A 23,158-nucleotide genomic window follows, 5' to 3' on the forward strand; every position below is an offset into this window, starting at 1 on the left:
CGGCCTACTTGCCCGCGACGGTGACGTCGGCAACGGTGCGACCGGTTCTGAGGTCGAAGACCAGCGCCTTGCTCTTGCCCTCGACCGTTTCGCCGTAGAACAGGATCTGCCCTGCCGAAAACGAGGTGGACTGCACCTTGAAGCCGAGCGGCAGGGAAACGGTCGCCGCAAGCGGCGCATCCGAGGGCACGCCGGAGGCGGCAACGGTGGCCGCTGTCTCCTTCGGTTCGCTGTGCATCGCCTTGTAGACAACCGCGCCGAAGACCGCCATAAGGCTCACGAACATGATGGCGCCGGAGACGATCTGCAGGCGGACCATCTTGCGCCGGACACTTTCCATCGCCGGATCAAGGGGCTTCTCTTCCTGGTCGTCTGGCTCGATTGCTGTCATCTGTGCGTCCCGTTCTAAAAAAATATGTCGGAGAAGAAGCGTCTTGAGCGACCCCTTTAAACAAGCAGCCGGCAATAGAAAAGTCCTGACCGCCGATGAAACTGCCGAAGGCCGGCTTGATGCCTGGCTGACGGCGCAGCTCGGCGAGGAATTTTCGCGCAGCCGCATCAAGGCGCTGATCAAGGACGGCCAGGTTTTTCTGCGCGGCCAACCCGTTACCGACCCGCAACGCAAGGTGCGCACCGGCGATAGTTTCGAGATCACGCTGCCCGAACCGGATGACCCGACGCCGCAGGGCGAGGACATCCCGCTCGATATCCTCCATGAGGACGAAGACGTCATCGTCATCTCCAAGCCCTCAGGTCTCGTCGTCCATCCCGGCCCCGGCAACTGGACGGGGACGCTGGTCAACGCGCTGATCTACCATTGCGGCGATACGCTCTCCGGCATCGGCGGCGTGCGCCGCCCCGGCATCGTCCACCGGCTCGACAAAGACACGACAGGGGTCATGGTCGTCGCCAAGAACGACATTGCCCATCGCCACCTGTCGCTGCAATTTGCCGACCACGGCCGCACCATGCCGCTCGAGCGGGCCTACCAGGCCATCGTCTGGGGCCGGCCTCGCACTCTGACAGGCACGGTCGACGCGCCGCTCGGCCGCGCCACCGGCGATCGCACGCGCCGCGCCGTCAAGCGCCCCGACAGTCATGACGCCGACGAGGCAATCACCCATTACGAGGTGATCGAACGCTTTCAGGAGAAACCGGATGCGACGGCGCTGGCCTCGCTGGTCGAGTGCCACCTCGAAACCGGCCGCACCCACCAGATCCGTGTTCATATGGCCCATATCGGCCATCCGCTGCTCGGCGATACGGTTTACGGCGCCGGCTTCAAGACCAAGGCCAATCTGCTGCCCGAAGACATCCGCAAGGTCGTCAACGGTTTTGGCCGCCAGGCGCTGCATGCCTTCATGCTGCAGTTCGAGCATCCCCGCACCGGCGAAGTCATGCATTTCGAAGTACCGCTGCCGGATGACATGGTGGAACTGGTCGAGGCACTGCGGCGATAAAGACTGCTCTCCAGCTCACACCTGCGTGAGCGGCACCCTTGAACCGCCGTTTCGCCACACTTATCTGTATATGGATTTAGTGCGGGCTCGCAGTAGAGCCGCACGTCCCGGTTTGCCTTTTTTAACGCGAGAACGCGTTTCCATCGGGAACCGGAATTCACTTTAGGAGGGTGCACTATGGCCCGAAATACCTTGCCGTCCATTACCGCCGGCGAAGCCGGTCTCAATCGTTACCTCGACGAAATCCGCAAGTTTCCGATGCTCGAGCCGCAGCAGGAATATATGCTCGCCAAGCGTTATGCCGAGCATGGAGATCGCGACGCCGCTCACAAGCTGGTCACCAGCCATCTTCGTCTCGTCGCAAAGATCGCGATGGGTTATCGCGGCTACGGCCTGCCGATCGGCGAAGTCGTCTCCGAAGGCAATGTCGGCCTGATGCAAGCCGTCAAGAAGTTCGATGCCGAGCGCGGCTTCCGCCTTGCCACCTACGCCATGTGGTGGATCAAGGCCTCGATCCAGGAATATATCTTGCGTTCATGGTCGCTGGTGAAGATGGGCACGACCGCCAACCAGAAGCGCCTGTTCTTCAACCTGCGCCGGCTGAAAGGCCGCATCCAAGCGATCGACGACGGCGACCTGAAGCCGGAGCACGTCTCGGAAATCGCCACCAAGCTGAAAGTCTCGGAGGAGGAGGTCATTTCGATGAACCGCCGCCTCTCCGGCGACGCCTCGCTGAACGCGCCGATCAAAGCGGCCGAAGGTGACAGCGGCCAGTGGCAGGACTGGCTGGTGGACGACCATGACAGCCAGGAAGACGTGCTGATTGAACAGGACGAACTCGACACCCGCCGGCGTATGCTGGCGAAAGCGATGAGCGTCCTGAACGAGCGCGAACGCCGCATCTTCGAGGCTCGCCGCCTCGCCGAGGATCCAGTGACCCTGGAAGACCTTTCGACTGAATTCGACATCAGTCGCGAACGCGTCCGCCAGATCGAGGTCCGCGCCTTCGAAAAGGTGCAGGACGCTGTCCGCAAGGAAGCCCAGGAACGCGCCAAGGCCGTCCGCGTCGTCGAAGCCACGGCATAAACCTGCCGCGGTGGCAGAATTGAAGAAGGCGGGCTTTGCGGCCCGCCTTTTCTGTATCATCCACTTTTCACAGCCTCAACGCCCCGCCTAGGGTCAGGGAAGCTGGGTATTGCGGAAAACCATCACTGGCTCGTCGACACGTCCCCGAGCGCAGTCCATTCCTTGATCGCGGTATTGAAGGCTTCGGTTCCCGTGTCGCCCTTTTCCATGGTCAGCAGCGCGCGGCGGCCGTTGCGGTAGGTGACCGGGATATCGATCCAGCTGCGGGTCGACATCAGGTCGAGATTGGCCTTGCGCGCATCGGGATAGTCGTTGAGCGCGATCATGTGGAAATCGTCGGTGATCTTGGCCGGAACCGCGATCAGCGCGTCACCGCGGTCCTGCTCGGTGCGCTTCATCGAGATGCGCTGGACGCTGTCGATGCTGCCGCCTTCGAAATTCGGCGGCACCGAGAACACGATCTCGACGAGATGGCTTGCCGGCAGCGACGGATCGGAATTGCGTTTGAAGGTGACGAGAGCCGAGAGATTGCGCTCCGGCACGGTGACGTTGCCCTGCACCGTCGCCTCCTGCCGTCCGTCTTGGCCGGTCTCGTGCTGCACGCTCCAGACGACCGATCCCTCGATCGCCGTCGGCGAGCTTTGGCCGATGCGCTCCTCATAGAGGAACATCTTTTGCGACGAACCGACGGGAGCGGTCTGCTGCGGCGATGCCGCCGGGCCGTTCGGTGTCAGCGTTTCGGCCGGTGCCGCATCGCCCTGCGCGCTGGCAGGCGGCGGCGTATCGGCGGCCGCGACATTCTGTTCGGCGACCGATTTTCCTTCCGCGGTCAGCGTTCCCGGCACCGTCGCCGGTCCGCTGTCGACCTCGGTGCCATCCGTCAGCAGCCGCTGGGTGAATTTCGAATTGGCCACGGCGCCGTCATTGTTCACCGACGCCACCTGCGGGTTCGGGTTCGGGTTCGGCTGCGCCGGCGCCGCGGGAGTATTCTGCGCTCCTGGTGTCGTCGGCTTGGCTGGAGCCACCGCACCCGGCTGGGCAGGCGTCGCGGAGCCGGCCGGCGGTGTCGCCGTCTCGTTCCTAGTCGCCTGCGACGGTGCCGAACTGACGAGCCCGTCGACCATCGCCACCAGCGCCTCTCTGTTCATCCAGCCGGCATAGGCGCCGCCACCGATCAAGATGAGCGCGAAGATGAGGGTGATCACCGTGCCGATGCCGAAGCGACGGCGCTTCGGCTCCATCCGGAAACTCTTGCCCTGCAGCTTGGAAGCGACGATCTGATCGATATCCATTCCCGGATTGGCGTCATCGTCGTCAGCGGCGACCGAGCCGCGGCGGTCGTAGCCGCGCAGCGCCTTCGCTTCGCGCCAGTCCTCGCTCGGCGTGCCGCTTGCGGCCGCCGGCTTGCCGCTGTGCACTTCCGCGAAGATATCGACATCGTCGAAATGCGAGGCGACTGGCGTCTTCTTATTGCTGCCGGCCTCGATCGGCGGCAGATCGTCGAAGGCTGCGGTCTCCCAGGAGAAACTTTCCTTGGCCGCCGGCATGACGGCCGCAGGTGCCGCCTTTTCGAGGCTCGATATCACCTCCTCAAAGGCGCGCGCCGAGGTATCCGGAGTGATCGGCGCCGTCTGCGAATACTGCCGGAGTTCCTCTTCCGCCCATTCGGTCTCCGCTTCCTTTGGCGCCGGAGCCGGCGTTTCGGCGGCGGGCTCGGCCCAGACGGGATCGAAATGCGCCGCGGCGTCAGCCTGCAGCGGCTCCTCGCGGCTGTGCTCGACAAATTCCTGCGGACGATCGAAATTGGCGACCGGCTCCACCAGCCGGTTCGATGCATGATCTATGCCGCGCGTAACCGGCTGAAGCGGCTCGACGGGTTGGTAAGCCTCCTCGGCCTCCGGCTCATCATCTACCACGGGCACCGGTTCAGCCGCAACCTCATCTTCAGCCGCAACCTCCTCGGCTTCCACGGGATGCTGCTCTTCAGCATGGTATTCGTCGGCTTGCGCGTCGCGATCCCCGGCGGACGGCTGCCAGCCATGATGTTCGGCCGGCACATCCTCGGCGGCGACGCCGCGCGCCTCGCTGGCATGCCATTCCTCGGCCGGCGCTTCCTCCTCATGCGAGGGATGCCAGTATGTCTCGGCGGAAACAGGAGTTTCCGCGGGAACAAGGGTCTCCGCGGAAAGGGGTTCTTCGGCAGCGACCTCTTCCTCAGCGTCCCCAGGTGGGGCAGCTTCCAGGTGATCGGGCTCGTCGGCGGCCTCGGCCGTCTGCGGCTCGGCATAAGCTGCGTCAACCGGCTCCTCGACATCAGTCTCCGGCGCAGGCGCCGGTTCGCTTTCGTCGTGAACCGCTTGTTCTTCTGCGGATTCCAGCGCGGCGGCAACCGGCTCATCGAGCGGCAGTGCCTCGGAGTGTTCGCCTTCCACTTCGCGGATGGCGGCCTCGAGCTTTTCGAGCTGGCGTTGCAGCATGGCTTCCGGCGGACGCGGCTTCATATTCTCGAGCTGCCGCTGCACTGCGCCGCGGGCACGTTCGTAGACTTTCACCCGCATCTCGGGGGTATTCTCAGCCAAGCCGTCAACGGCCCGCCGAATGACTGCAATAAAATCCGCCATCAGTACTTTCTCAAGAAGTCCGGTACCCTACCGAACCATCCTCCACAGTGACCCGTGAGCTTAATCCTCAAACGGATCGGTCACAAGTATCGTATCATCCCGCTCCGGGCTGGTGGACAGGAGCGCGACAGGCGCCCCGATCAGCTCTTCGACCTGGCGAACATATTTGATCGCCTGTGCCGGCAGATCCGCCCAACTGCGGGCGCCGACGGTCGATTCCTTCCAGCCTTCCAGCGTGATGTAGATCGGTTCGACCCTAGCTTGCGCTCCCTGGCTTGCCGGAAGATGATCAATCTGTTCGCCGTCGAGCATATAGCCAACGCAGATCTTCAATTCCTCGAGACCGTCGAGCACGTCGAGCTTGGTGAGCGCGATGCCCGTGATGCCATTGGTGGCAATCGATTGGCGCACGAGTGCGGCGTCGAACCAACCGCAGCGCCGCTTGCGTCCGGTCACCACGCCGAACTCATGGCCTTTTTCGCCCAGGAACTCACCGATCGCGTCCTTCAGCTCGGTCGGGAACGGGCCTTCGCCGACGCGCGTCGTATAGGCCTTGGTGATGCCGAGGATGTAGCCGAGCGAGCCGGGCCCCATGCCGGAACCGGCCGCGGCCTGACCGGCCACGGTGTTCGACGACGTGACGAAAGGATAGGTGCCATGGTCGATATCGAGCAGGCTGCCCTGTGCACCTTCGAAGAGGATGCGGGACCCCTTGCGGCGCTCCTTGTCGAGGAAGAGCCAGACGGTATCACGGAACGGCAGCACCCGATCGGCGATCGAGGTCAGCTCTTCCATGATCGCCTCGTGGCTGACTTCGGCAACGCCGAGGCCGCGGCGAAGCGCATTGTGATGGGTCAGAATACGGTCGACCTTGCCGGAAAGGCTGTCGAGATCGGCAAGATCCATGACGCGGATGGCACGGCGGCCGACCTTGTCTTCATAGGCCGGACCGATACCGCGGCGTGTCGTGCCGATCTTGGTGCCGCTGTTCGACGCAGCATCCTCGCGCATCGCGTCGAGCTCGCGGTGCAGGGAAAGAATGAGCGTCGCATTGTCGGCGATGCGCAGATTGTCAGGCGTAACCGTCACGCCCTGCGCCTCCAGCCGGCCGATCTCGGCGATCAGCGCATGCGGGTCGACGACGACACCGTTGCCGATGACGGCCATCTTGCCCGGGCGCACAACGCCGGAGGGCAAGAGCGAGAGCTTGTAGCTCGTGCCGTCGATGACGAGCGTATGGCCGGCATTGTGTCCGCCCTGATAGCGCACAACGATATCCGCACGCTCCGAAAGCCAGTCGACAATCTTGCCCTTGCCTTCGTCACCCCATTGCGAACCGACCACGACTACGTTCGTCATCCAACTCTTCCTGTTACCGGCGCAGAACCGCGCACCTGCTCAAACCCGCGCATCTATAAAGCTTTGTTTTTGGGAAAGCGACCCTGTTGTCACAGTAGATTGGGCTTTTTACGTGACAAATCAGCAGGCGGCAGGCTATTGCCCGTCACAAAACACCGGACGACGATCGCGGAAAGACGGGAAGAACGCTCTTGCAAGCCACGGCCTATATCTGCCTCGTCATCGCCACCCTCTGCTGGGGCGGCAACTCCGTCGCGGGAAAGCTCGCGATCGGGCATATCAGCCCGATGATGCTGACCTTCCTGCGCTGGTTCCTCGCCGTCGCGTTGATCGCCGTGATCTCCGTGCCCCAGCTGAAGAAGGACTGGCCGGTGGCGAGGAAGAACCTGCCGCTGCTCCTTTGCTACGGCGCCATCGGCTATACCCTCTTCAACGCCATGCTTTATTCGGCCGTGCAATATACGACGGCCATCAATGTCGCCATCGAGCAGGCCGGCATTCCGATGCTGATCTTCCTGCTGAATTTCGTGCTTTTCCGCACCGGCATCTCGCTGGCGCAATGCCTCGGCTTCGGCATGACGCTGGTCGGCGTGGCGCTGACGGCAGCCCATGGCGACCTCACCACGCTGTGGCAGCTGCAGCTCAATCGCGGAGACGGGCTGATGCTGATCGCCATTGCTGCCTATTCGCTCTACACGATCTTCCTGCGCTGGAAGCCGCCGGTCGACTGGCGCACGCTGATGGCCTTCCCGGCCTTCGCCGCCATGCTGACGTCGGTGCCGCTGCTCCTTTGGGAACTTGGCCGAGGGGCGGCGCAATGGCCGGATCAGGCCGGCTGGGGCATCACCCTCTACACGGCAATATTCCCATCGCTGCTGGCGCAGATTTTCTATATCAAGGGCGTCGAGGCAATCGGCGCCAATCGGGCGGGCCTCTTCATCAATCTGGTGCCAGTGTTCGGCACGCTGCTTTCCGTCGCCCTGATCGGCGAGACGCTTCAGTCCTTTCACGCAGTCGCGCTGGCGCTGACGCTCGGCGGCATCGCGATCGCCGAAAAGGGCCGGCCGAAAGCGTCCGCTTCGACCGTGCCGGCCTCGCCGATGGATTAGACTAACCGAGCTCCAGCGTCGTCACGCCGAAGACGTGCTTCAGCGGGATGGCCGGCGCCGGCCCGCGATACATGCGCGTCGTCTCGAACACCGGTTGAAGGCCGAGGCCTTCGGCAAGCGCGACCGCCTCATGATTGTCGGCGGGAATATCGATGAAGATCGCAGCCCCCTTCGCCTCGGGGATCAATTCGGCAAGCAGCGCTGCGGCGCTGTCGGCATCGTTGGCAAAAAGCGGGCCGATCTTGTAGCCCTCGTAGCAGCGGCGGATCGTACCGTAACCGCGGATCTTGTGGCTCTTGCGCACCACCGCCGAACGACGGCCCTTGCGGCCGGTGCACCAGGCAGCGAGAAAGGCATCCCGGGGCTGCGGAAAGATCGCCGAATCATACCGCTGCAAGCCTTCGAGGCGTGAATCCAGCACCGCCTGCGCGGCAAGCGTCGAGACAGGCAAGGAGGTAGCGACGCCGCCGTAGCGAATGGTGGAATAGGCGGGTTCGAAGCCCGCCTTGCGGTAATTGCCCTGTTGAGCGGCGACGCCGTCGAGACCGATCGTGCGGTCTAGCGCGCTGGCGATACCCACCTCCCAGATCGCCTTGCCGTAACCCTTGCCGCGGAAATCTGGATGGACGATGTAGAGGCCGAGGAAGGCGAAACTATCGCCATATTTGACGACCGAGATCGAGCCGACCGGGACTTCACCGATGGCGCCGACGAAGAATCCGGACGAATCGGCCTCGAGGAATGCAAGCGAATCGTCGAGACCCGGGTTCCAGCCCTCCTGACGCGCCCATTCGAGCACGAGCTCCAGTTCGCCGGGCCGCATCGAACGAACGGCAAATTCCGAATTCATGCGACCTTCCCAGATTGAATGTCCCGCAAATCCATGCCGGCAACGGCAAAGCAATTGTCAGGTCCAAGCTAATCATTTTTCGATGTAATGCAGAAAACTTCGTTTCCGCATTACCATGAAACAATGCCGATGCAAGCTCAAGAAAATTACTTGCGCGCCAATTATCTTCCGGCCGCTGCGAATGAACCGCCGCGCCGGAAAAGTATCGCCTTCCCGGCCCGAAAGGCTGGTAAAGCATTTCGGCCGACATCACTTCCGCAAGCCGGAAAAACGCTGTTGCAACCGGGCGCGACGGCGGGCGCCCGCTGACGGATCACCGGGCCGTTCAGCTCATTGCGGACTTCTGCTTTTCGATCCCGCTCGCCATCGGTGAGAAAAGAAGAGCGGTCTCGGCCGCCGGTGCGGGATAACCGAACGCGTAACCCTGCAGGCCATCGCAGCCAAGCTCAGCCAGTACGACGGCATGCGCCTCGGTCTCGATGCCCTCGGCGATCACCTCGACGTCGAGCGCCTTGGCGATTTCCACGATCGAACCCACCACGCGCCGCTGCTCGGCGGAGCTGACGACCTCGGCGATGAGCTGCCGGTCGATCTTCAGCCGCTTCGGCCGCAGCTTGACCAGACCGATGAGCGAGGCGTGACCGGATCCGAAATCATCGATCTCGATGTCGATGCCCATCTGTTTGATCTCGCCGATATGATCGAGCAATTTTTCGTCGCTGTCGTCGAGGAAAATCGTCTCGACCAGTTCGAAGACGATCTCGCCGGGCGGGATGTCGAGTTTCCTCAGCTTGCCGAGCAACGTCGGATCGGCGAGGCGCGATGCCGAGATATTGACGGCGATGCGCGGGACCGCAAGGCCGCGCAACGACCAGAACAGCCGGTCTTCCAGAACGCTTTTGAGGATCGCCGCGTCGATCTCCGCCGCAAGCCCGTGCTCGTCGGCGATCTTCAGGAATATCCCCGGGGCGAGTACACCCTTCTCGGGATGTTTCCAGCGCGCCAGCGCCTCGAAGCCGATGACTTTCCGCGTCCGGGCGTCGAGCTGCACCTGATAATAGGGAACGATCTCGCCGCGCTCCAGCCCGAGCTTCAGCTCTTCGGCGAGGCGACGCTTGGCGCGCAGATCCTCCTGCAGCTGCCGCGTGAAGAATTCGACGCGGTTGCGCCCGAGCTTCTTGGCCTGGTAGAGCGCCATATCGGATTCAGCCAGCAGGTTGCGCGCCCGCCGATCGCCGCTCCAGGAAACGCCGATCGAGGCACCGGATTGCAGCATCTCCTGACCGAAGCGGATCTTCTTGCGCAGCCGGCGCTGGAGATCCTCGGTAATCAGCTTCAGCTCAGTGAGATCGCTGAAATTGACCAGCACGATGACGAATTCGTCGCCGCCGACGCGGGCGACCATGCCATTGGCAGGAATGGCGGCGGTGATGCGAAGGGCTGCGGCCCTGAGCACGGCATCACCTGCCGCATGACCGTGGCTGTCGTTGATCTGCTTGAACTGGTCGAGGTCGAGATGCAGCACGCCAAGCGTCGTGATGCTTTTGTCTGAAGGCAGCTCGGTGAGCCGCTTGTCGAGAAGACGTCGGTTGGGCAAGCCAGTGAGATAATCGTGATCGGCGACATGCTCGATGCGCGCATTGCTTTCCTCGAGCGCCAGCGCCCTCGCCTCGGCCACCACTCTCTGCCGCGCCAGCTCCGCGTTGAGCAGGACGTCGGCGGTCACATCCCATTCGGCGCCGATGAAGGAGGGCAGCCCCTCCGCATCCACGTAGAAATGCGCACGTGAGCGCAGATGGCGGATTTCGCCGCTCGGCAGTACGATTCGAAATTGCGAATTATAGGCGCCCCGTGTTGCAATCGCCTCATCGAAGTCGCGTGCGGCCCGCTCGCGATCGTCGGGATGGATCGCGTTCGACCAAAGCAATGCCGGCACCAGACGGCAAGTCTCCCCAGTCTGGTAAAGACGATGCATCTGCGCATCCCACAAGATCCCGTCTTGCTCGATACTGTGCTCCCAGACACCGATCTGGGATGCATCGAGAGCGAGTTCGAGCCGACGCAGAAGATCCTGAAATTCTCGTTCGGATCGTGTGGCTTTATTCTCTGGCAACGCGGTCTCAGCCTTAGAAGCTTTGCATAACGGCAATATGGTCTCAAGCCGGCATTAAAGAAGCCTTGTTCTGATGATCGAACTCGTGACTAGGTGAACTGTTCGTTACGGCTTCCTCTTTTGGATCAAAGGACTTGCAGTCTCCGGCACGTCAAGATCAGTGGTTATGTCGTGGCGGGTTTTTGGCGATCTGGCGGAATTCCGTCGCCCCCTCCAACACCGCGCCGTCCGACAATTGCGTGACCGAGCGGCGGTAGATCTGCTGCCACGGCGTCGCATCCGCCGGCACCGGCGGAATACCCTCGCCCTTGCGCCGTTCGATCTCGGGCTCGTCGACCAGCATATCGCAGCGCCCATGGTTGAAGTCGATGCGGATAATATCGCCGGTGCGAATCCAGGCAAGACCGCCGCCGACGGCACTTTCCGGCGACGCGTTGAGGATCGACGGGCTGTCCGCCGTGCCCGACTGACGTCCGTCGCCGATTGTCGGCAAGCTGCGAATGCCGCGTTTCAGCAGGTGATCCGGCGGCTGCATGTTGACGACCTCAGCCGAACCCGGCCAGCCGATCGGTCCGGCGCCGCGGATGACGAGGATGGTATTTTCGTCGATGCCGAGGTCGGGTTCGTTGATGCGCTTGTGATAGTCCTCGGAGCCTTCGAAGACCACCGCCCTGCCCTCGAAGACGCCTTCACGCCCGGGCTCCTGAAGATAGCGCCGTCGGAAATCCTCCGAAACCACGCTCATTTTCATGATGGCGAAATCAAAGAGATTGCCCTTGAGAACGAGAAAGCCCGCCCGCTCCTTCAGCGGTTCGGCGAACGGCTTGATGACCTCCCGGTCGCGCGCTTCCTTGCCCTCCAGGTTCTCGGCCATCGTCCGGCCCGTCACCGTGCGACAGTCGCCGTCGAGCTTTCCGGCCTGCAGCAGTTCCCACATGATCGCCGGCGTACCGCCGGCGCGATGGAAGCGCTCGCCGAGATAGGCGCCCGCCGGCTGGACATTGGCCAGCAGCGGAATATCGAAGCCGTGCACCTGCCAGTCGTCGGGATGGAGTTCGACGCCGGCGTGCTTGGCCATCGCCGCCAGATGCGGCTGGGCGTTGGTCGAGCCGCCGATCGCCGAATTGGTGCGGATGGCATTGAGGAAGGCCTCACGCGTCAGGATATCCGACGGCTTCAGATCCTCGAGCACGATCTCGACGGCGCGCCGGCCGGTGCGGTAGGCCATCTGGCCGCGCTCGCGGTAAGCGGCGGGAATGGCGCCGCAGCCGGTCAGCGACAGGCCGAGCGCCTCGGCCAGCGCATTCATCGTCGAAGCGGTGCCCATTGTATTGCAGTGGCCGACGGAAGGAGCCGAGTCGAGCGCCGCCTGAAGAAACTCCTCCCGGTCGATCTCGCCAGCCGCATATTTCCGCCGCATCCGCCAGATCACCGTGCCGGAGCCCGCCAATTCCCCCTCGTGCCAGCCGTCGAGCATCGGGCCGCCGGAGAGCACGATCGCCGGAATATCGACCGTCGAAGCAGCCATGATCGCCGAAGGCGTAGTCTTGTCGCAGCCGGTGGTCAGCACCACACCGTCAAGCGGATAGCCATAGAGAATTTCAACGAGGCCGAGATAGGCGAGATTGCGGTCAAGTGCGGCCGTCGGGCGTTTGCAGTTCTCGAAGATCGGGTGCGTCGGAAACTCGATCGGAATGCCGCCGGCATCGCGGATGCCGTCGCGCACGCGTTTGGCCAAATCGACATGCACCCTGTTGCAAGGCGTGAGATCGCTGCCGCTCTGGGCAATTCCGATGATCGGCTTGCCGGAACGCAGTTCCTCCGGCGTGATGCCGTAATTCATGAAACGCTCGAGATAGAGCGCGGCCATGTCGATATGATCGGGATTGTCGAACCAGTCCTGCGAACGCAGGCGCGGCGAATGGCTGTCGTTCACTGCTTTCCTCCCGGCCGGCCATTCTTCTCTTCGAGATGGAGAAGCAGGCCGCTGTGATCCTTTTCGCCATTGCCGTTGGCGACGAATTCGCTGAATTCGGCATGCACCACCGCAGTCAGCGGCAGCGTCAGCGACAGGCTGCCGGCCGTCTCCATGGCGGCGTTCAGATCCTTCAGCTGGTTGCTGGACGAACCGCCCGGCGTAAACTGCCGCTCGACCATGCGCTTACCGTGAAGTTCCAGGATACGGCTCTCGGCAAAGCCGCCGCGAATGGCGTCGCGGAAGGCCGCCGGCGAGCCGCCGCCGGCCGCAATCAGCATCATCGCTTCGGCAACGGCACCGATCGTCACCGCGACGATCTGCTGGTTGGCAAGCTTGGCAAGCTGGCCCGCACCGCTTGGACCGACGCGGGTCACGCGCCCCATCGGCGCAAAGACATCAGCAAGCCCGTCGATCACCTCCTTGTCGCCGCCCGCCATGATCGCCAGCGTACCGGCTTCCGCCCCGACCACGCCGCCGGAAACCGGCGCATCGACATGAGCGATACCGCGTTCGGCAAGCCCTGCTGCATGATCGCGGGCAAAATGCGGGGCAATCGAACTCATGTCGATGACAGTGGCGCCCGGCGCCATCGCACTGGCCGCGCCACGGTCGAACAGCACGTCCCTCACCGCTTCGGCATTGGTCAGCATGGTGATGACGACGTCGGCGCCCGCAGCGGCATCGATGGGCGTTTCCGCTAGGACCGCGCCGTCTCCCGCCAGTGCTTCGGCCTTGCTCCGATCGCGATTCCAGACGGTGACGGCAAAGCCCGCGCCCAGCAGCCGGCGGGCCATCGGCGCGCCCATCAGGCCGGTGCCGAGAAAGGCGATCCGCCTGCCGTCATGACCTCTACTCCCTGTCATTCAGTCCTCCCAACTGTTGTCCGTCTTTGATAGTCCCCTCGCCCCCGGTTGCAAACCGTTTTGACTGGCGCAAAGCACTTTTGTGGTGTGTCCTTGGATAGAGCATGATGTCGTCCGAAAACCGCGCGCACTTTTCGGCATCATGCTCTGAAAACGATACGGGCGAGAACCGAAGTTCCCGCCCGATTTACTCGACAAAGGAAGGTTGAATTCCGTTTATTCCGCCGCCAGCCGGATGACCTCCGCCTCTTCTTCCTTGTGTTCGTCCGGCTTGTGCTGGACGAGCGGACGGTTGCCCGTCAACCGCCGCAAGAGCACGTAGAAGACAGGCGTCATGAAGATGCCGAAGAAAGTCACCCCGATCATGCCCGAGAAGACCGCGACCCCCATGGCCGCGCGCATCTCGGCGCCAGCGCCGGTGGAGACGACGAGCGGCACGACGCCCATGATGAAGGCGAGCGAGGTCATCAGGATCGGACGAAGACGCAGCCGGCTGGCCTCGATCGCGGCCTCCCGCGGCGTCCTGCCCTCAAACTCCAGTTCGCGAGCGAATTCCACGATCAGGATCGCGTTCTTCGCGGATAGGCCGACCAGTACCACCAGACCGATCTGGGTGAAGATATTGTTGTCTCCACCGGTGAGCCAGACGCCCGTCAGCGCGGCCAGCACACCCATCGGCACTATCATGATAATCGCGAGCGGCAAGGTCAGGCTTTCATACTGGGCGGCCAGCACCAGGAAGACCAGCAACAGCGCCAAGGGGAAGACGACGATGCTCGAATTGCCGGCAAGGATCTGCTGATAGGTCAGATCCGTCCATTCGAAGTCGATGCCCGCCGGCAAGGTCTCGTGCAGGATCTTCTCGATTGCCGCCTGCGCCTGGCCGGACGAGAAGCCCGGTGCCGGACCGCCGTTGATATCGGCAGCGAGGAAGCCGTTGTAGCGGTTCGCACGCTCCGGACCGGTGCTCGGCTCCACCTTCAAGAGGGCCGAAAGCGGGATCATCTCACCCGATGCCGACCGGACCTTCAACTGGCCGATATCTTCCGGCTGGGCGCGGAATTTCGCATCGGCCTGCACACGGACGCTGTAGGTGCGGCCGAAGGCGTTGAAGTCGTTCACATAGAGCGAACCGAGATAGATCTGCAGCGTCTGAAAGACGTCGGTGACGGAAACCCCGAGCTGCTCGGCCTTGGCACGGTCGAGATCGGCATAGAGCTGCGGCACGTTGATCTGGAAGCTGGAGAACAGCCCGGCGAGCTCAGGCGCCTGGTAGGCTTTTGCAAGCACGGCCTTGGTCGCCTCGTCGAGCGCCTGGTTGCCGAGGCCGGCACGATCCTCGATCTGCAGCTTGAAGCCGCCCGTCGTGCCGAGACCATTGACCGGCGGCGGCGGGAACATGGCGATGAAGGCGTCCTGGATGACGCCAAACTTCTGGTTCAGCGCCATGGCGATCGCGCCGCCCGAAAGATCCGGCGTCTTGCGCTCCTCGAAATCCTTCAGCGTCACGAAGACGATGCCGGCATTGGAGGAGTTGGTGAAGCCGTTGATCGACAGGCCCGGGAAGGCGATCGCATTGGCAACGCCCGGCTGCGCCAGCGCAATGTCGGTCATGCGCTTGATGACGTCTTCCGTGCGGTCGAGGCTAGCTGCATCCGGCAACTGGGCGAAGCCGATCAGATACTGCTTGTCCTGCGACGGCACGAAGCCGCCGGGAACCGTGCTGAACAGGCTGTAGGTCGCACCGACCAGCGCCAGATAGATCACCATGACGATGCTCTTGCGCGACAACAGCCCACCCACGCCCTTGCCGTAGGCATTCGAGCCCGCGCCGAAGACACGGTTGAAGCCGCGGAAGAACCAGCCGAAGATGGCGTCCATGAACCGCGTCAGCCAGTCCTTCGGCTGATCATGGCCCTTCAAGAGAAGGGCCGCCAGCGCCGGAGACAGGGTGAGCGAGTTGAAGGCCGAGATGACGGTCGAGATTGCGATCGTCAGCGCGAACTGGCGATAGAACTGGCCCGACAGGCCGGAGATGAAGGCGAGCGGCACGAACACCGCGACGAGAACCAGCGCGATCGCGACGATCGGACCGGAGACTTCCCTCATCGCCTTGTAGGTGGCAGCCCGCGGCGACAGGCCTTGTTCGATATTGCGCTCGACGTTTTCGACCACCACGATCGCGTCGTCCACGACGATACCGATCGCCAGCACCAGGCCGAACAGACTGAGCGCGTTGATCGAGAAGCCGAAGACATACATGACCGCGAAAGTGCCGATGATCGAGACAGGAACAGCGATCAGCGGGATGATCGAGGCACGCCACGTCTGCAGGAACAGGATGACGACGAGGACGACGAGCGCGATGGCTTCGAGCAGCGTGTCGATGACCTTCTCGATCGAGGCCCGCACGAATTTCGTCGTATCGTAGACGATCTCGTATTTGACGCCCTCAGGCATGGCGAGCTGCAGCTGATCCATAGTCGCGTTCACATTGTCCGCGATCTCGATCGCGTTCGAACCCGGCGCCTGAAGAACGGCGACGGCGACGGCCGGCTTGCCGTCGAGCAGCGAGCGCAACGTATAGTCGGCAGCACCGAGCTCGATGCGGGCGACATCGCGAAGGCGGGTGATCTCGCCATTGGCGCCCGTCTTGACGATGATGTTGCCGAACTCCTCGGGCGTGCGCAGGCGGCCCTGGGCATTGACGTTGAGCTGCAGGTCCACACCGGGCTGGCTCGGCGATGCGCCGATGATACCGGCGGCGGCCTGGATGTTCTGGGAACTGATCGCGCTGCTGATGTCGCTGGCGGCAAGATTGTGCTCGGCGGCCTTTTGCGGGTCGATCCAGACACGCATGGAATAGTCGCCGGCGCCGAACACCTGCACCTGACCGACGCCTGCGATGCGGGCGAGTCGATCCTTGACGTTCAGGGTCGCGTAATTGCGAAGATAGGTGATGTCGTGACTGTTCCCGTCGGAGACGAGGTTGACGACCATGATGAAGTTGGGTGAGCTCTTGACCGTCGTGATGCCGAGCGAACGGACTTCCGCCGGCAGGCGCGGTTCGGCCTGCGAAACGCGGTTCTGCACGAGCTGCTGCGCCTTGTCGGGGTCGGTGCCGAGCTTGAAGGTAACGGTGACGTTGAGCACGCCGTCCGATGTCGCCTGGCTAGCCATATAGAGCATGCCTTCGACGCCATTGATCTGCTCTTCGAGCGGCGTCGCCACCGTTTCGGCGATGACGCTTGGGTTGGCGCCGGGATAGGTAGCGCGCACGACGATCGACGGCGGCACGACCTCCGGATATTCGGAGATCGGCAGCGCGCGCAGGCCGATCAGGCCGGCAACCAGGATGAGGACCGAAAGAACGCCGGCAAAGACCGGGCGGTCGACAAAGAATCTGGAGATGTTCATATCAAAGCCCTCTCCGGGGTGAACATGGATGCAACGTCCCTCTCCGGCGGTTTGGCAGCCGCCGGCGGGTCATGTCATTTCGGATATCGGCCCTCCCCGAGCGGGGAAGGCGAAGTCTTTACTGCGCGGTCGCGACCTTCTCTTCCATCTGAGGTGCGACGACGGCACCCGGACGGATGCGCTGCAGACCGTTGACGACGATCTTCTCGCCGACGTTCAGGCCGCTTTCGACCACCCGCTGGCCGTCGGCCAGTGTGCCGAGCTGGACCTGCCGGTAGGCCACCTTGTTCTCATCGTCGACGATGAAGACGAATTTCTTGTCCTGGTCGGTGCCAACGGCGCGGTCGCTGATGACGATCTTGTTCTCGGCCTTCGGCTGGCCCATGCGCACCCGCACGAACTGGCCGGGGATGAGACGCCCGCCCGGATTGTCGAAGACGGCGCGAACGCCAATCGTGCCGCTTGATGCATCGACCTCGTTGTCGATCAATTGCAGCTTGCCCTTGATCGGCGTGCCGCTGTCGGTCAGCGTGCCGACCTCGACCGGGATCTCTTCGACGGGAGGCAGGGCGCTGTCCGTCTGCGGAAGCTGGGCGAGCGCCCGCGTCACCATCTCTTCGCTGGCATTGAAGCTCGCATAGATCGGATCGACGGAAACGAGCGTCGTCAGCGCCGGCGAGGCCGACCCGGCCGCCACGAGGTTGCCGGCGGTCACCTCGATCTTGCCGATACGGCCGGACACTGGAGCCCGCACCTCAGTGTAATCGAGATCGAGCTGGGCCGACTGCAGTGCGGCCTGCGCCGAACGCAGCCCCGCCTGGGCCTCGGCCAGCGTGCTCTGCCGCTGATCGAGATCGCTCTGGGAGATGGTGCGGTTGTCGGAAAGCCGGCGGCCGCGATCGAGTTCGGTCTGCGCCAGGCTGACCTTGGCCTCGGCCGAAGCGACCTGGCCTTGCGCCTGCGCCACGCTCGCCTGGTAGGGAGCCGGATCGATGGTGAAGAGCAGATCGCCCTGCTTCACCAGCGCCCCTTCGCGGAAAGCCACCGCCAGGATGGCGCCGGCGACGCGCGAACGCACCTGCACCCGGTCGACCGCTTCGAGACGGCCGGAGAAATTTTCCCAGGCCGTCACGTCGCGCGCCGCGACGACGGCAACCGTCACCGGCACAGCGGGAGCCTGTGCGGGGGCCGAAGCGGCCGTGGCGGTCGTGCTCATCGGCAATTCGAAAAACAATGCGGCGCCGGAAACGGACGCAACAAGGCCTAAGCCGGCGCCCACCAGGGCCCAGCGCTTACTTCTAGACGTCATCAGTGCTCTCCTTGCGGCCCCCAAGGCCGCCGAAATATCAGGTCTTCTTCAATGCAATTGCGGTTGGACGCTTACGTCCCGAAGGAAGCTTCCGAAATGGCGGCTGACGTTTTCCTGCCAGTCGAGCGCTCCGTCGGATTTCCCACCATAAATCGAGGGCCAGCCCGTCCCGGCGGGAAGAACATGCTGACGCACACCGACACCGGCCTGTTTCAGGCGGGCACCGTAACCAATTGTTTCGTCGTGCAGCGGATCGTCCTCCGCTGTGAATATCAGCGCCGGCGCGACGCCTGAGATACGCGAACAGAGGCAAGGCGCCGCATAAGGGTGGCAACCGCCGCCGCTCAGATAGTGGCTCCAGCCCTCCGTCCAGCGCCGGCGCATGCCGATGGCATCCGCCTTGCGGATCGAGGACGTGCCCATGAACGGATCGAGCAGCGGCGAAATCAGCACCTGGCCGTCGAGCGCATCCGGCATCTGGTCGCGCGCCTTCAGAGCCACGCCGGCGGCAACATTGCCGCCTGCTTCTTCGCCGGCGACGAAGAGCAGCGACTTGCGGTCACCGAGACCGGCGCGTTTGTTGGCGAGATAGCTGAAAACCGAGAAGGCGACTTCCAACGCCTGCGGAAACAGATTGCCGGAAAGGCTGCTGTAATCGGCAGCGACAACGATGGCCCCTGCTTTGGCGAGGCTGATTGCCACCGGCCGGTCGACGTTCTTGTCGCTGTCGAGAAAGGCGCCGCCATGCAGGTAAAGCACGATGGGCGGACCCTTGCCGTAGTCGGCGCCCTGGTAGATGCGTGCGGAAACGGGGCCGATGGCCACCTTATCCAGCATCATATCTTTCCATTCCACCGTCATGCTTCCGGTCTCTTCTGCGTCAGCACAGGCAGACAACGTCTGCCGCTTGCATTTTGCATAAAAAAGATATTGTTATTCCAACCAAGGAATAAGAAGCTATATCGCGATAACACTGTTCCAGATCTCGAACAATGCTGCAACGCAAACTGCGGATTTCAAACCGATGGATCAGCTCTCGGCAATGCGCGTCTTCATTCGCGTCGTGGAGACGGGCAATTTCACTCGCGCCGCCGACATGCTCGCCACGCCCAAGGCGACGGTGACCAATCTCATCCAGGGGCTGGAGGCGCATCTGCGCACCAAGCTCTTGAATCGGACCACGCGCCGGGTGATGGTGACCACGGACGGCGCGCTTTATTACGAACGCGCCGCCCAGATCATTTCGGAGCTGGAGGAACTCGACGGCAGCCTCTCCAATTCGCAGAGCCTGCCGAGCGGGCGGCTGCGCGTCGAGATGGCCGGCGCTTTCGCCGATTGGATCGTGGTTCCCGCACTCTGCGATTTCTATCTGCGTTATCCCGATATCCGCATCGACCTCGGTGTCGGCGACCGCACGGTCGATTATCTCGCGGAAAATGTCGACTGCGCGCTGCGGGGGGGCACGCCGGCCGACCAGTCGCTGATTGCCCGACGCGTCTCCGAAGTCGAGATGATCACCTGCGCTTCGCCGAGCTACATCCAGAAATTCGGCATGCCCGAGCGGCCGGAGGATCTGGAGACCGATCATTACTCCGTCAACTATTTTCGCGCCCAGAACAACCGCACGCTGCCCTTCGAATTTCGCCGGCACGACGAGGTGATCGAGAGCAGTCCGCGTTACATCGCCTCGGTTAACGACAGCCGCACCTATCTGACCGCGGCGCTGACGGGTCTCGGCATCGCGCAGGTGCCGATCTTCATGGCGCGTGAGCCGATGGCAAGGGGTGAACTCGTCCGCGTGCTGCCGGAGTGGCGCCGCGATCCGCTGCCGCTCTACGTCGTCTACCCCCCGAACCGCCACCTCAGCAACAAGGTCCGTGTCTTCGTCGACTGGCTGGTGAAGCTTCTGGCAGAGGCAAGACTGAACGACGGCTGAGCGCCAAGACAAATACGGCCCGGAAGGCAGGGGAAACCTTCGACGGGCCGCAATTTACAACTTTGAACATCAAGCCTGTCACACCGCAGATGGGCGCGGCAGGCTCTGGAGGTCCGGGAGAGAGCGGCAGGGAATTCCACTCTCTCGCGATAAGACAGATATACGCACTCCCCGCAGGATTGTAAGGGAAAACTCCGCAATCGCGTTCACATAATTGCGATGACGGCGGCCTGAAACCGCCGCCGGTCTTCGTCAGATCATCCCGCCATTGGCGCGCAGCGTCTGGCCGTTGACCCAGCCGCCGTCCGGGCCGGCGAGAAAGGCAACCGCAGATGCGATGTCGTCAGGTGTGCCGAGGCGTTCCAGCGGGTTCATCTTTGCCATGCGGGCGATGAGTTCGTCCGACTTGCCGTTGAGGAAAAGATCGGTGGCCACAGGGCCGGGCGCGACGGCGTTGACGGTGATGTTGCGGCCGCGCATCTCCTTGGCCATGATCGCCGTCAGTGTTTCCACCGCAGCCTTGGTGGCGGCGTAAACGCCGTAGGTTTCGAGCTTCAGCCCAACGACCGAGGTCGAGAAGTTGATGACCCGGCCGCCGTCGCGCAGGCGCTTGGCGGCCTCCCTCAGCGTATTGAAAGTGCCCTTGAGATTGACGTCGATCTGACGGTCGAAGTTGGCATCGTCAGCCTCGACGAGTGGGGACAGCATCATGATGCCGGCATTGTTGACAAGCACATCGACGCCGCCGAAGGCGGTTTCCGCCGCATCGAACATGCGGCGGACGGCTTGCGCCTCGCTGACATCGGCCTTGGCCGTCAGCGCCTTGCCGCCGGCCTGCTCGATCTCCCGCGCCAGTTCCTCGGCCGGAGCCGCATTGCCGGAATAATTGATGACGACGGTGAAACCGTCCCTGGCGAGGCGTTGAGCGACTGCCGCGCCGATGCCGCGGGAAGCGCCGGTGACGAGGGCGACCTTGCCATTTTCGTTGGAAGTCATTGTCTTTCTCCTTTCAGTCTGCGCAGCAGCGCGTTTTCGATGAGAAGAAGATGCGCCTTTTCCAAAAGCGGATAATCAGGCATTCTTCGGCATCACTATCCGGGGATGGCGAACAAAGAGATGGACAGATTCGATGCCATGCGGGTGTTTTGCCGTGTCGTGGAACGCCGCAGCTTCACCCTTGCTGCCGAGGATACCGGCCTGCCGCGCTCGACCGTCACCGATGCGATCAAGCAACTCGAAGCCCGCCTCGGCGTGCGCCTGCTCCAGCGCACGACACGCCATGTCAGCCCGACGCTGGACGGCGAAGCCTATTACCAGCGCTGCCTGTCGATCCTTGGAGATATCGAGGATGCCGAAGGCGCTTTTGCCGGCGCCAGACCGAAGGGCCTGCTGCGCGTCGATGTGCACGGCACGCTTGCCCGCCATTTCGTTCTGCCGAGCCTGCCATCCTTCCTGGAGACTTATCCCGAGATCGAATTCTACATGAGCGAAGGCGACCGGCTGGTCGATCTGGTGCGCGAAGGCATCGATTGCGTGCTGCGCGTCGGCACATTGGGGGATAGCGACATGGTGGCCCGGCGTGTCGCCATGCTCGATGAGATCACACTCGCCTCTCCCGCCTATATCGCCACCCATGGCCTGCCGCAGCATCCGGATCGGCTTACCGGCCATCGCATGGTCGGCTTCCGCTCCAGCAGCACCGGCAGCCTGCTGCCGCTCGAATTCATCGTCGACGGCACCGTGCATGACATCACCATTCCCGCCACCGTTGCCGTCAACGCCGCCGAAAGCTATATTTCAGCGGCGAGGATGGGCCTCGGCATCATCCAGATCCCGCGCTATCACGCCGAAAAGGACCTTGCCGAAGGGACACTGATCCATGTGCTTAAGGATTTCCCGCTGACCCCGACACCGGTTTCCCTGCTCTACCCCCGCAACCGCCAGCTGTCGCCGCGCGTGCGCGTCTTCATCGATTGGCTGGTGAAGGTCTTCGCTCGACAAGATTCCGAAAACGCGCTTCATTACAACGCGCTTTCCTAATATGCGCTTAGGGGGAACAGCCGTGGCACTCAGCGATATCACCGTCTACCAGACGGAAGACGGCTTCGTCGTCGAATTCGGCGGCGAAGGCGAAGACAGCATTGCCGTGACGCTGCGGAGCACGCCTGAGCTGACGGCGGAAAACGCCGTCTTGCGGGCCAAGGCCCTGCTTGCGGCGGCAATCGAACCGACCCATAGCAACGGCGCGCGCAGCAAGGATCCCGCCTTGCTCGAAGAAGAGCTGGAGGAGGGCCTGGAAGATTCCTTCCCAGCAAGCGACCCGGTCTCGGTCACATCACCCTCGATCCCGATGCGCGATCCGAATGCCGGCCGCTGACGCCCGTCGCCAAAAGCGTCAAGCGGTTTTGGGATGACGGCGGATGCATCGGATGTTATCTGCCTCGGTCATGACCGATGGTGGAACGACAACGGGTGCGATCGGCGCCGGCACGCTCACCGGCGAAAGCCTCAGGGCGTTTTTCGACCGCGATGCGATCACCGTCTCTCGCGAACTGCTCGGCTGCCACCTGAGCGTCGATGGTGTCGGTGGCCGCATCACCGAGACCGAAGCCTATTTCCCCGACGACGAGGCCTCGCACAGCTTCCGCGGCCCGACCAAGCGCAACGGCGCCATGTACGGCAAGCCCGGCAACGTCTACATCTACCGCATCTACGGCATGTACTGGTGCCTGAATTTCGTCTGCCATCCGGGCTCAGCTGCCCTCATCCGCGCCTTGGAGCCGGAAACGGGAATCTCTCTCATGATGGAGCGGCGCGGCAGCGATACACTAACCTCGCTCTGCAGCGGTCCGGGCAAACTCTGCCAGGCGCTCGGCATCGATATCGGGATCAACGACAGGCTGCTCGATTGCCCGCCCTATGCGATCGCGCCGTCGGCGCCGGTGCCTGTCGTCTCGGGAAAACGCATCGGCATCACGAAAAATGCCGAAGCTCCCTGGCGCTTCGGCATTCAGGGATCGCGTTATCTCAGCAAGCCGTTTCGCTGAAGCAATTCCA

18 protein-coding genes are annotated in these 23,158 nt (G+C 62.9%); 7 read left to right on the forward strand and 11 right to left on the reverse strand.

Going from position 1 to position 23,158, the window contains the following annotated elements; all coding sequences use genetic code 11:
• Positions 1-4: 4 nt before the first annotated feature.
• Positions 5-391 carry a hypothetical protein gene (locus QMO82_RS18340; protein ID WP_183607786.1) on the reverse strand — a complete coding sequence of 129 codons (387 nt, stop codon included), beginning with the start codon at positions 389-391 and terminating at the stop codon, positions 5-7.
• A 43-nt stretch (positions 392-434) separates the two neighbouring features.
• Here QMO82_RS18340 and QMO82_RS18345 point away from each other — a divergent pair, with 43 nt between their 5' ends.
• Together QMO82_RS18345 and rpoH are read left to right on the forward strand one after the other, a co-directional pair.
• Positions 435-1,460, forward strand: coding sequence for an RluA family pseudouridine synthase (locus QMO82_RS18345; protein ID WP_183607785.1), 1,026 nt, complete (start codon positions 435-437; stop codon positions 1,458-1,460).
• A gap of 177 nt (positions 1,461-1,637) precedes the next feature.
• Positions 1,638-2,546, forward strand: a complete 909-nt coding sequence (gene rpoH / locus QMO82_RS18350) for an RNA polymerase sigma factor RpoH (RefSeq protein ID WP_003566040.1) — start codon at positions 1,638-1,640, stop codon at positions 2,544-2,546.
• 122 nt (positions 2,547-2,668) lie between these two features.
• Here the strand turns inward: rpoH and QMO82_RS18355 are convergent, their stop codons facing one another.
• Positions 2,669-5,167 (reverse strand): hypothetical protein, encoded by a 2,499-nt coding sequence (locus QMO82_RS18355; protein WP_183607784.1) that lies wholly within the window; start codon positions 5,165-5,167, stop codon positions 2,669-2,671.
• Positions 5,168-5,227: 60 nt separating this feature from the next.
• A complete protein-coding gene (locus QMO82_RS18360; protein ID WP_097613755.1) occupies positions 5,228-6,526 on the reverse strand; it encodes an adenylosuccinate synthase in 1,299 nt (432 codons plus the stop codon).
• 191 nt (positions 6,527-6,717) lie between these two features.
• Between QMO82_RS18360 and QMO82_RS18365 the strand changes: the two genes are divergently transcribed.
• Positions 6,718-7,635 carry a DMT family transporter gene (locus QMO82_RS18365; protein ID WP_183607783.1) on the forward strand — a complete coding sequence of 306 codons (918 nt, stop codon included), beginning with the start codon at positions 6,718-6,720 and terminating at the stop codon, positions 7,633-7,635.
• 1 nt (position 7,636) lies between these two features.
• On the opposite strand, the gene QMO82_RS18370 is transcribed toward QMO82_RS18365, so the two are convergent.
• The 7 genes from QMO82_RS18370 to QMO82_RS18400 all read right to left on the reverse strand — a co-directional run bounded on the left by QMO82_RS18370 (position 7,637) and on the right by QMO82_RS18400 (position 19,026).
• Complete coding sequence (locus tag QMO82_RS18370; RefSeq protein ID WP_183607782.1) at positions 7,637-8,485, reverse strand: GNAT family N-acetyltransferase; 849 nt, start codon at positions 8,483-8,485, stop codon at positions 7,637-7,639.
• A gap of 325 nt (positions 8,486-8,810) precedes the next feature.
• Positions 8,811-10,598 carry a bifunctional diguanylate cyclase/phosphodiesterase gene (locus QMO82_RS18375; RefSeq protein ID WP_183607781.1) on the reverse strand — a complete coding sequence of 596 codons (1,788 nt, stop codon included), beginning with the start codon at positions 10,596-10,598 and terminating at the stop codon, positions 8,811-8,813.
• 157 nt (positions 10,599-10,755) lie between these two features.
• Complete coding sequence (locus QMO82_RS18380) at positions 10,756-12,534, reverse strand: IlvD/Edd family dehydratase (RefSeq protein ID WP_183607780.1); 1,779 nt, start codon at positions 12,532-12,534, stop codon at positions 10,756-10,758.
• Positions 12,531-13,439 (reverse strand): NAD(P)-dependent oxidoreductase, encoded by a 909-nt coding sequence (locus tag QMO82_RS18385; protein ID WP_183607779.1) that lies wholly within the window; start codon positions 13,437-13,439, stop codon positions 12,531-12,533. Before QMO82_RS18385 ends, QMO82_RS18380 begins: the two co-directional genes overlap by 4 nt.
• Positions 13,440-13,655: 216 nt before the next feature.
• Entirely contained in the window at positions 13,656-16,856 is a 3,201-nt protein-coding gene (locus QMO82_RS18390; protein ID WP_183607778.1) for an efflux RND transporter permease subunit, read from the reverse strand.
• A gap of 118 nt (positions 16,857-16,974) precedes the next feature.
• Positions 16,975-18,165 carry an efflux RND transporter periplasmic adaptor subunit gene (locus QMO82_RS18395; protein WP_183607777.1) on the reverse strand — a complete coding sequence of 397 codons (1,191 nt, stop codon included), beginning with the start codon at positions 18,163-18,165 and terminating at the stop codon, positions 16,975-16,977.
• A 48-nt stretch (positions 18,166-18,213) separates the two neighbouring features.
• On the reverse strand, positions 18,214-19,026 hold the full coding sequence (locus QMO82_RS18400; protein ID WP_183607776.1) for an alpha/beta hydrolase: 813 nt from the start codon (positions 19,024-19,026) through the stop codon (positions 18,214-18,216).
• Between the two features lie 163 nt (positions 19,027-19,189).
• On the opposite strand from QMO82_RS18400, the gene QMO82_RS18405 reads away from it, so the two are divergent.
• Positions 19,190-20,101, forward strand: coding sequence for a LysR family transcriptional regulator (locus tag QMO82_RS18405; protein ID WP_183607775.1), 912 nt, complete (start codon positions 19,190-19,192; stop codon positions 20,099-20,101).
• A gap of 252 nt (positions 20,102-20,353) precedes the next feature.
• On the opposite strand, the gene QMO82_RS18410 is transcribed toward QMO82_RS18405, so the two are convergent.
• Positions 20,354-21,097, reverse strand: a complete 744-nt coding sequence (locus QMO82_RS18410; RefSeq protein WP_183607774.1) for an SDR family oxidoreductase — start codon at positions 21,095-21,097, stop codon at positions 20,354-20,356.
• Between the two features lie 120 nt (positions 21,098-21,217).
• Here QMO82_RS18410 and QMO82_RS18415 point away from each other — a divergent pair, with 120 nt between their 5' ends.
• The 3 genes from QMO82_RS18415 to QMO82_RS18425 are packed head-to-tail and all read left to right on the forward strand — an operon-like array spanning position 21,218 to position 23,148.
• Positions 21,218-22,141 (forward strand): LysR family transcriptional regulator, encoded by a 924-nt coding sequence (locus QMO82_RS18415; protein WP_183607773.1) that lies wholly within the window; start codon positions 21,218-21,220, stop codon positions 22,139-22,141.
• 22 nt (positions 22,142-22,163) lie between these two features.
• Complete coding sequence (locus tag QMO82_RS18420) at positions 22,164-22,478, forward strand: hypothetical protein (protein ID WP_183607772.1); 315 nt, start codon at positions 22,164-22,166, stop codon at positions 22,476-22,478.
• Between the two features lie 52 nt (positions 22,479-22,530).
• A complete protein-coding gene (locus QMO82_RS18425; RefSeq protein ID WP_183607771.1) occupies positions 22,531-23,148 on the forward strand; it encodes a DNA-3-methyladenine glycosylase in 618 nt (205 codons plus the stop codon).
• The last annotated feature ends 10 nt before the right edge of the window (positions 23,149-23,158 follow it).

Origin of the sequence: Rhizobium sp. BT04, from assembly GCF_030053135.1 — a bacterium.
In the GTDB taxonomy this organism is placed as follows: Bacteria; Pseudomonadota; Alphaproteobacteria; order Rhizobiales; family Rhizobiaceae; genus Rhizobium; species Rhizobium binxianense.

Excerpts from the sequence above, each read along its gene's own strand:
- QMO82_RS18340 (WP_183607786.1), bottom strand. The coding sequence starts at position 391 with ATGACAGCAATCGAGCCAGACGACCAGGAAGAGAAGCCCCTTGATCCG.
- rpoH (WP_003566040.1), top strand. The coding sequence starts at position 1,638 with ATGGCCCGAAATACCTTGCCGTCCATTACCGCCGGCGAAGCCGGTCTC.
- QMO82_RS18355 (WP_183607784.1), bottom strand. The coding sequence starts at position 5,167 with ATGGCGGATTTTATTGCAGTCATTCGGCGGGCCGTTGACGGCTTGGCT.
- QMO82_RS18360 (WP_097613755.1), bottom strand. The coding sequence starts at position 6,526 with ATGACGAACGTAGTCGTGGTCGGTTCGCAATGGGGTGACGAAGGCAAG.
- QMO82_RS18370 (WP_183607782.1), bottom strand. The coding sequence starts at position 8,485 with ATGAATTCGGAATTTGCCGTTCGTTCGATGCGGCCCGGCGAACTGGAG.
- QMO82_RS18385 (WP_183607779.1), bottom strand. The coding sequence starts at position 13,439 with ATGACAGGGAGTAGAGGTCATGACGGCAGGCGGATCGCCTTTCTCGGC.
- QMO82_RS18390 (WP_183607778.1), bottom strand. The coding sequence starts at position 16,856 with ATGAACATCTCCAGATTCTTTGTCGACCGCCCGGTCTTTGCCGGCGTT.
- QMO82_RS18395 (WP_183607777.1), bottom strand. The coding sequence starts at position 18,165 with ATGACGTCTAGAAGTAAGCGCTGGGCCCTGGTGGGCGCCGGCTTAGGC.
- QMO82_RS18400 (WP_183607776.1), bottom strand. The coding sequence starts at position 19,026 with ATGACGGTGGAATGGAAAGATATGATGCTGGATAAGGTGGCCATCGGC.
- QMO82_RS18405 (WP_183607775.1), top strand. The coding sequence starts at position 19,190 with ATGGATCAGCTCTCGGCAATGCGCGTCTTCATTCGCGTCGTGGAGACG.
- QMO82_RS18410 (WP_183607774.1), bottom strand. The coding sequence starts at position 21,097 with ATGACTTCCAACGAAAATGGCAAGGTCGCCCTCGTCACCGGCGCTTCC.
- QMO82_RS18415 (WP_183607773.1), top strand. The coding sequence starts at position 21,218 with ATGGACAGATTCGATGCCATGCGGGTGTTTTGCCGTGTCGTGGAACGC.
- QMO82_RS18425 (WP_183607771.1), top strand. The coding sequence starts at position 22,531 with ATGTTATCTGCCTCGGTCATGACCGATGGTGGAACGACAACGGGTGCG.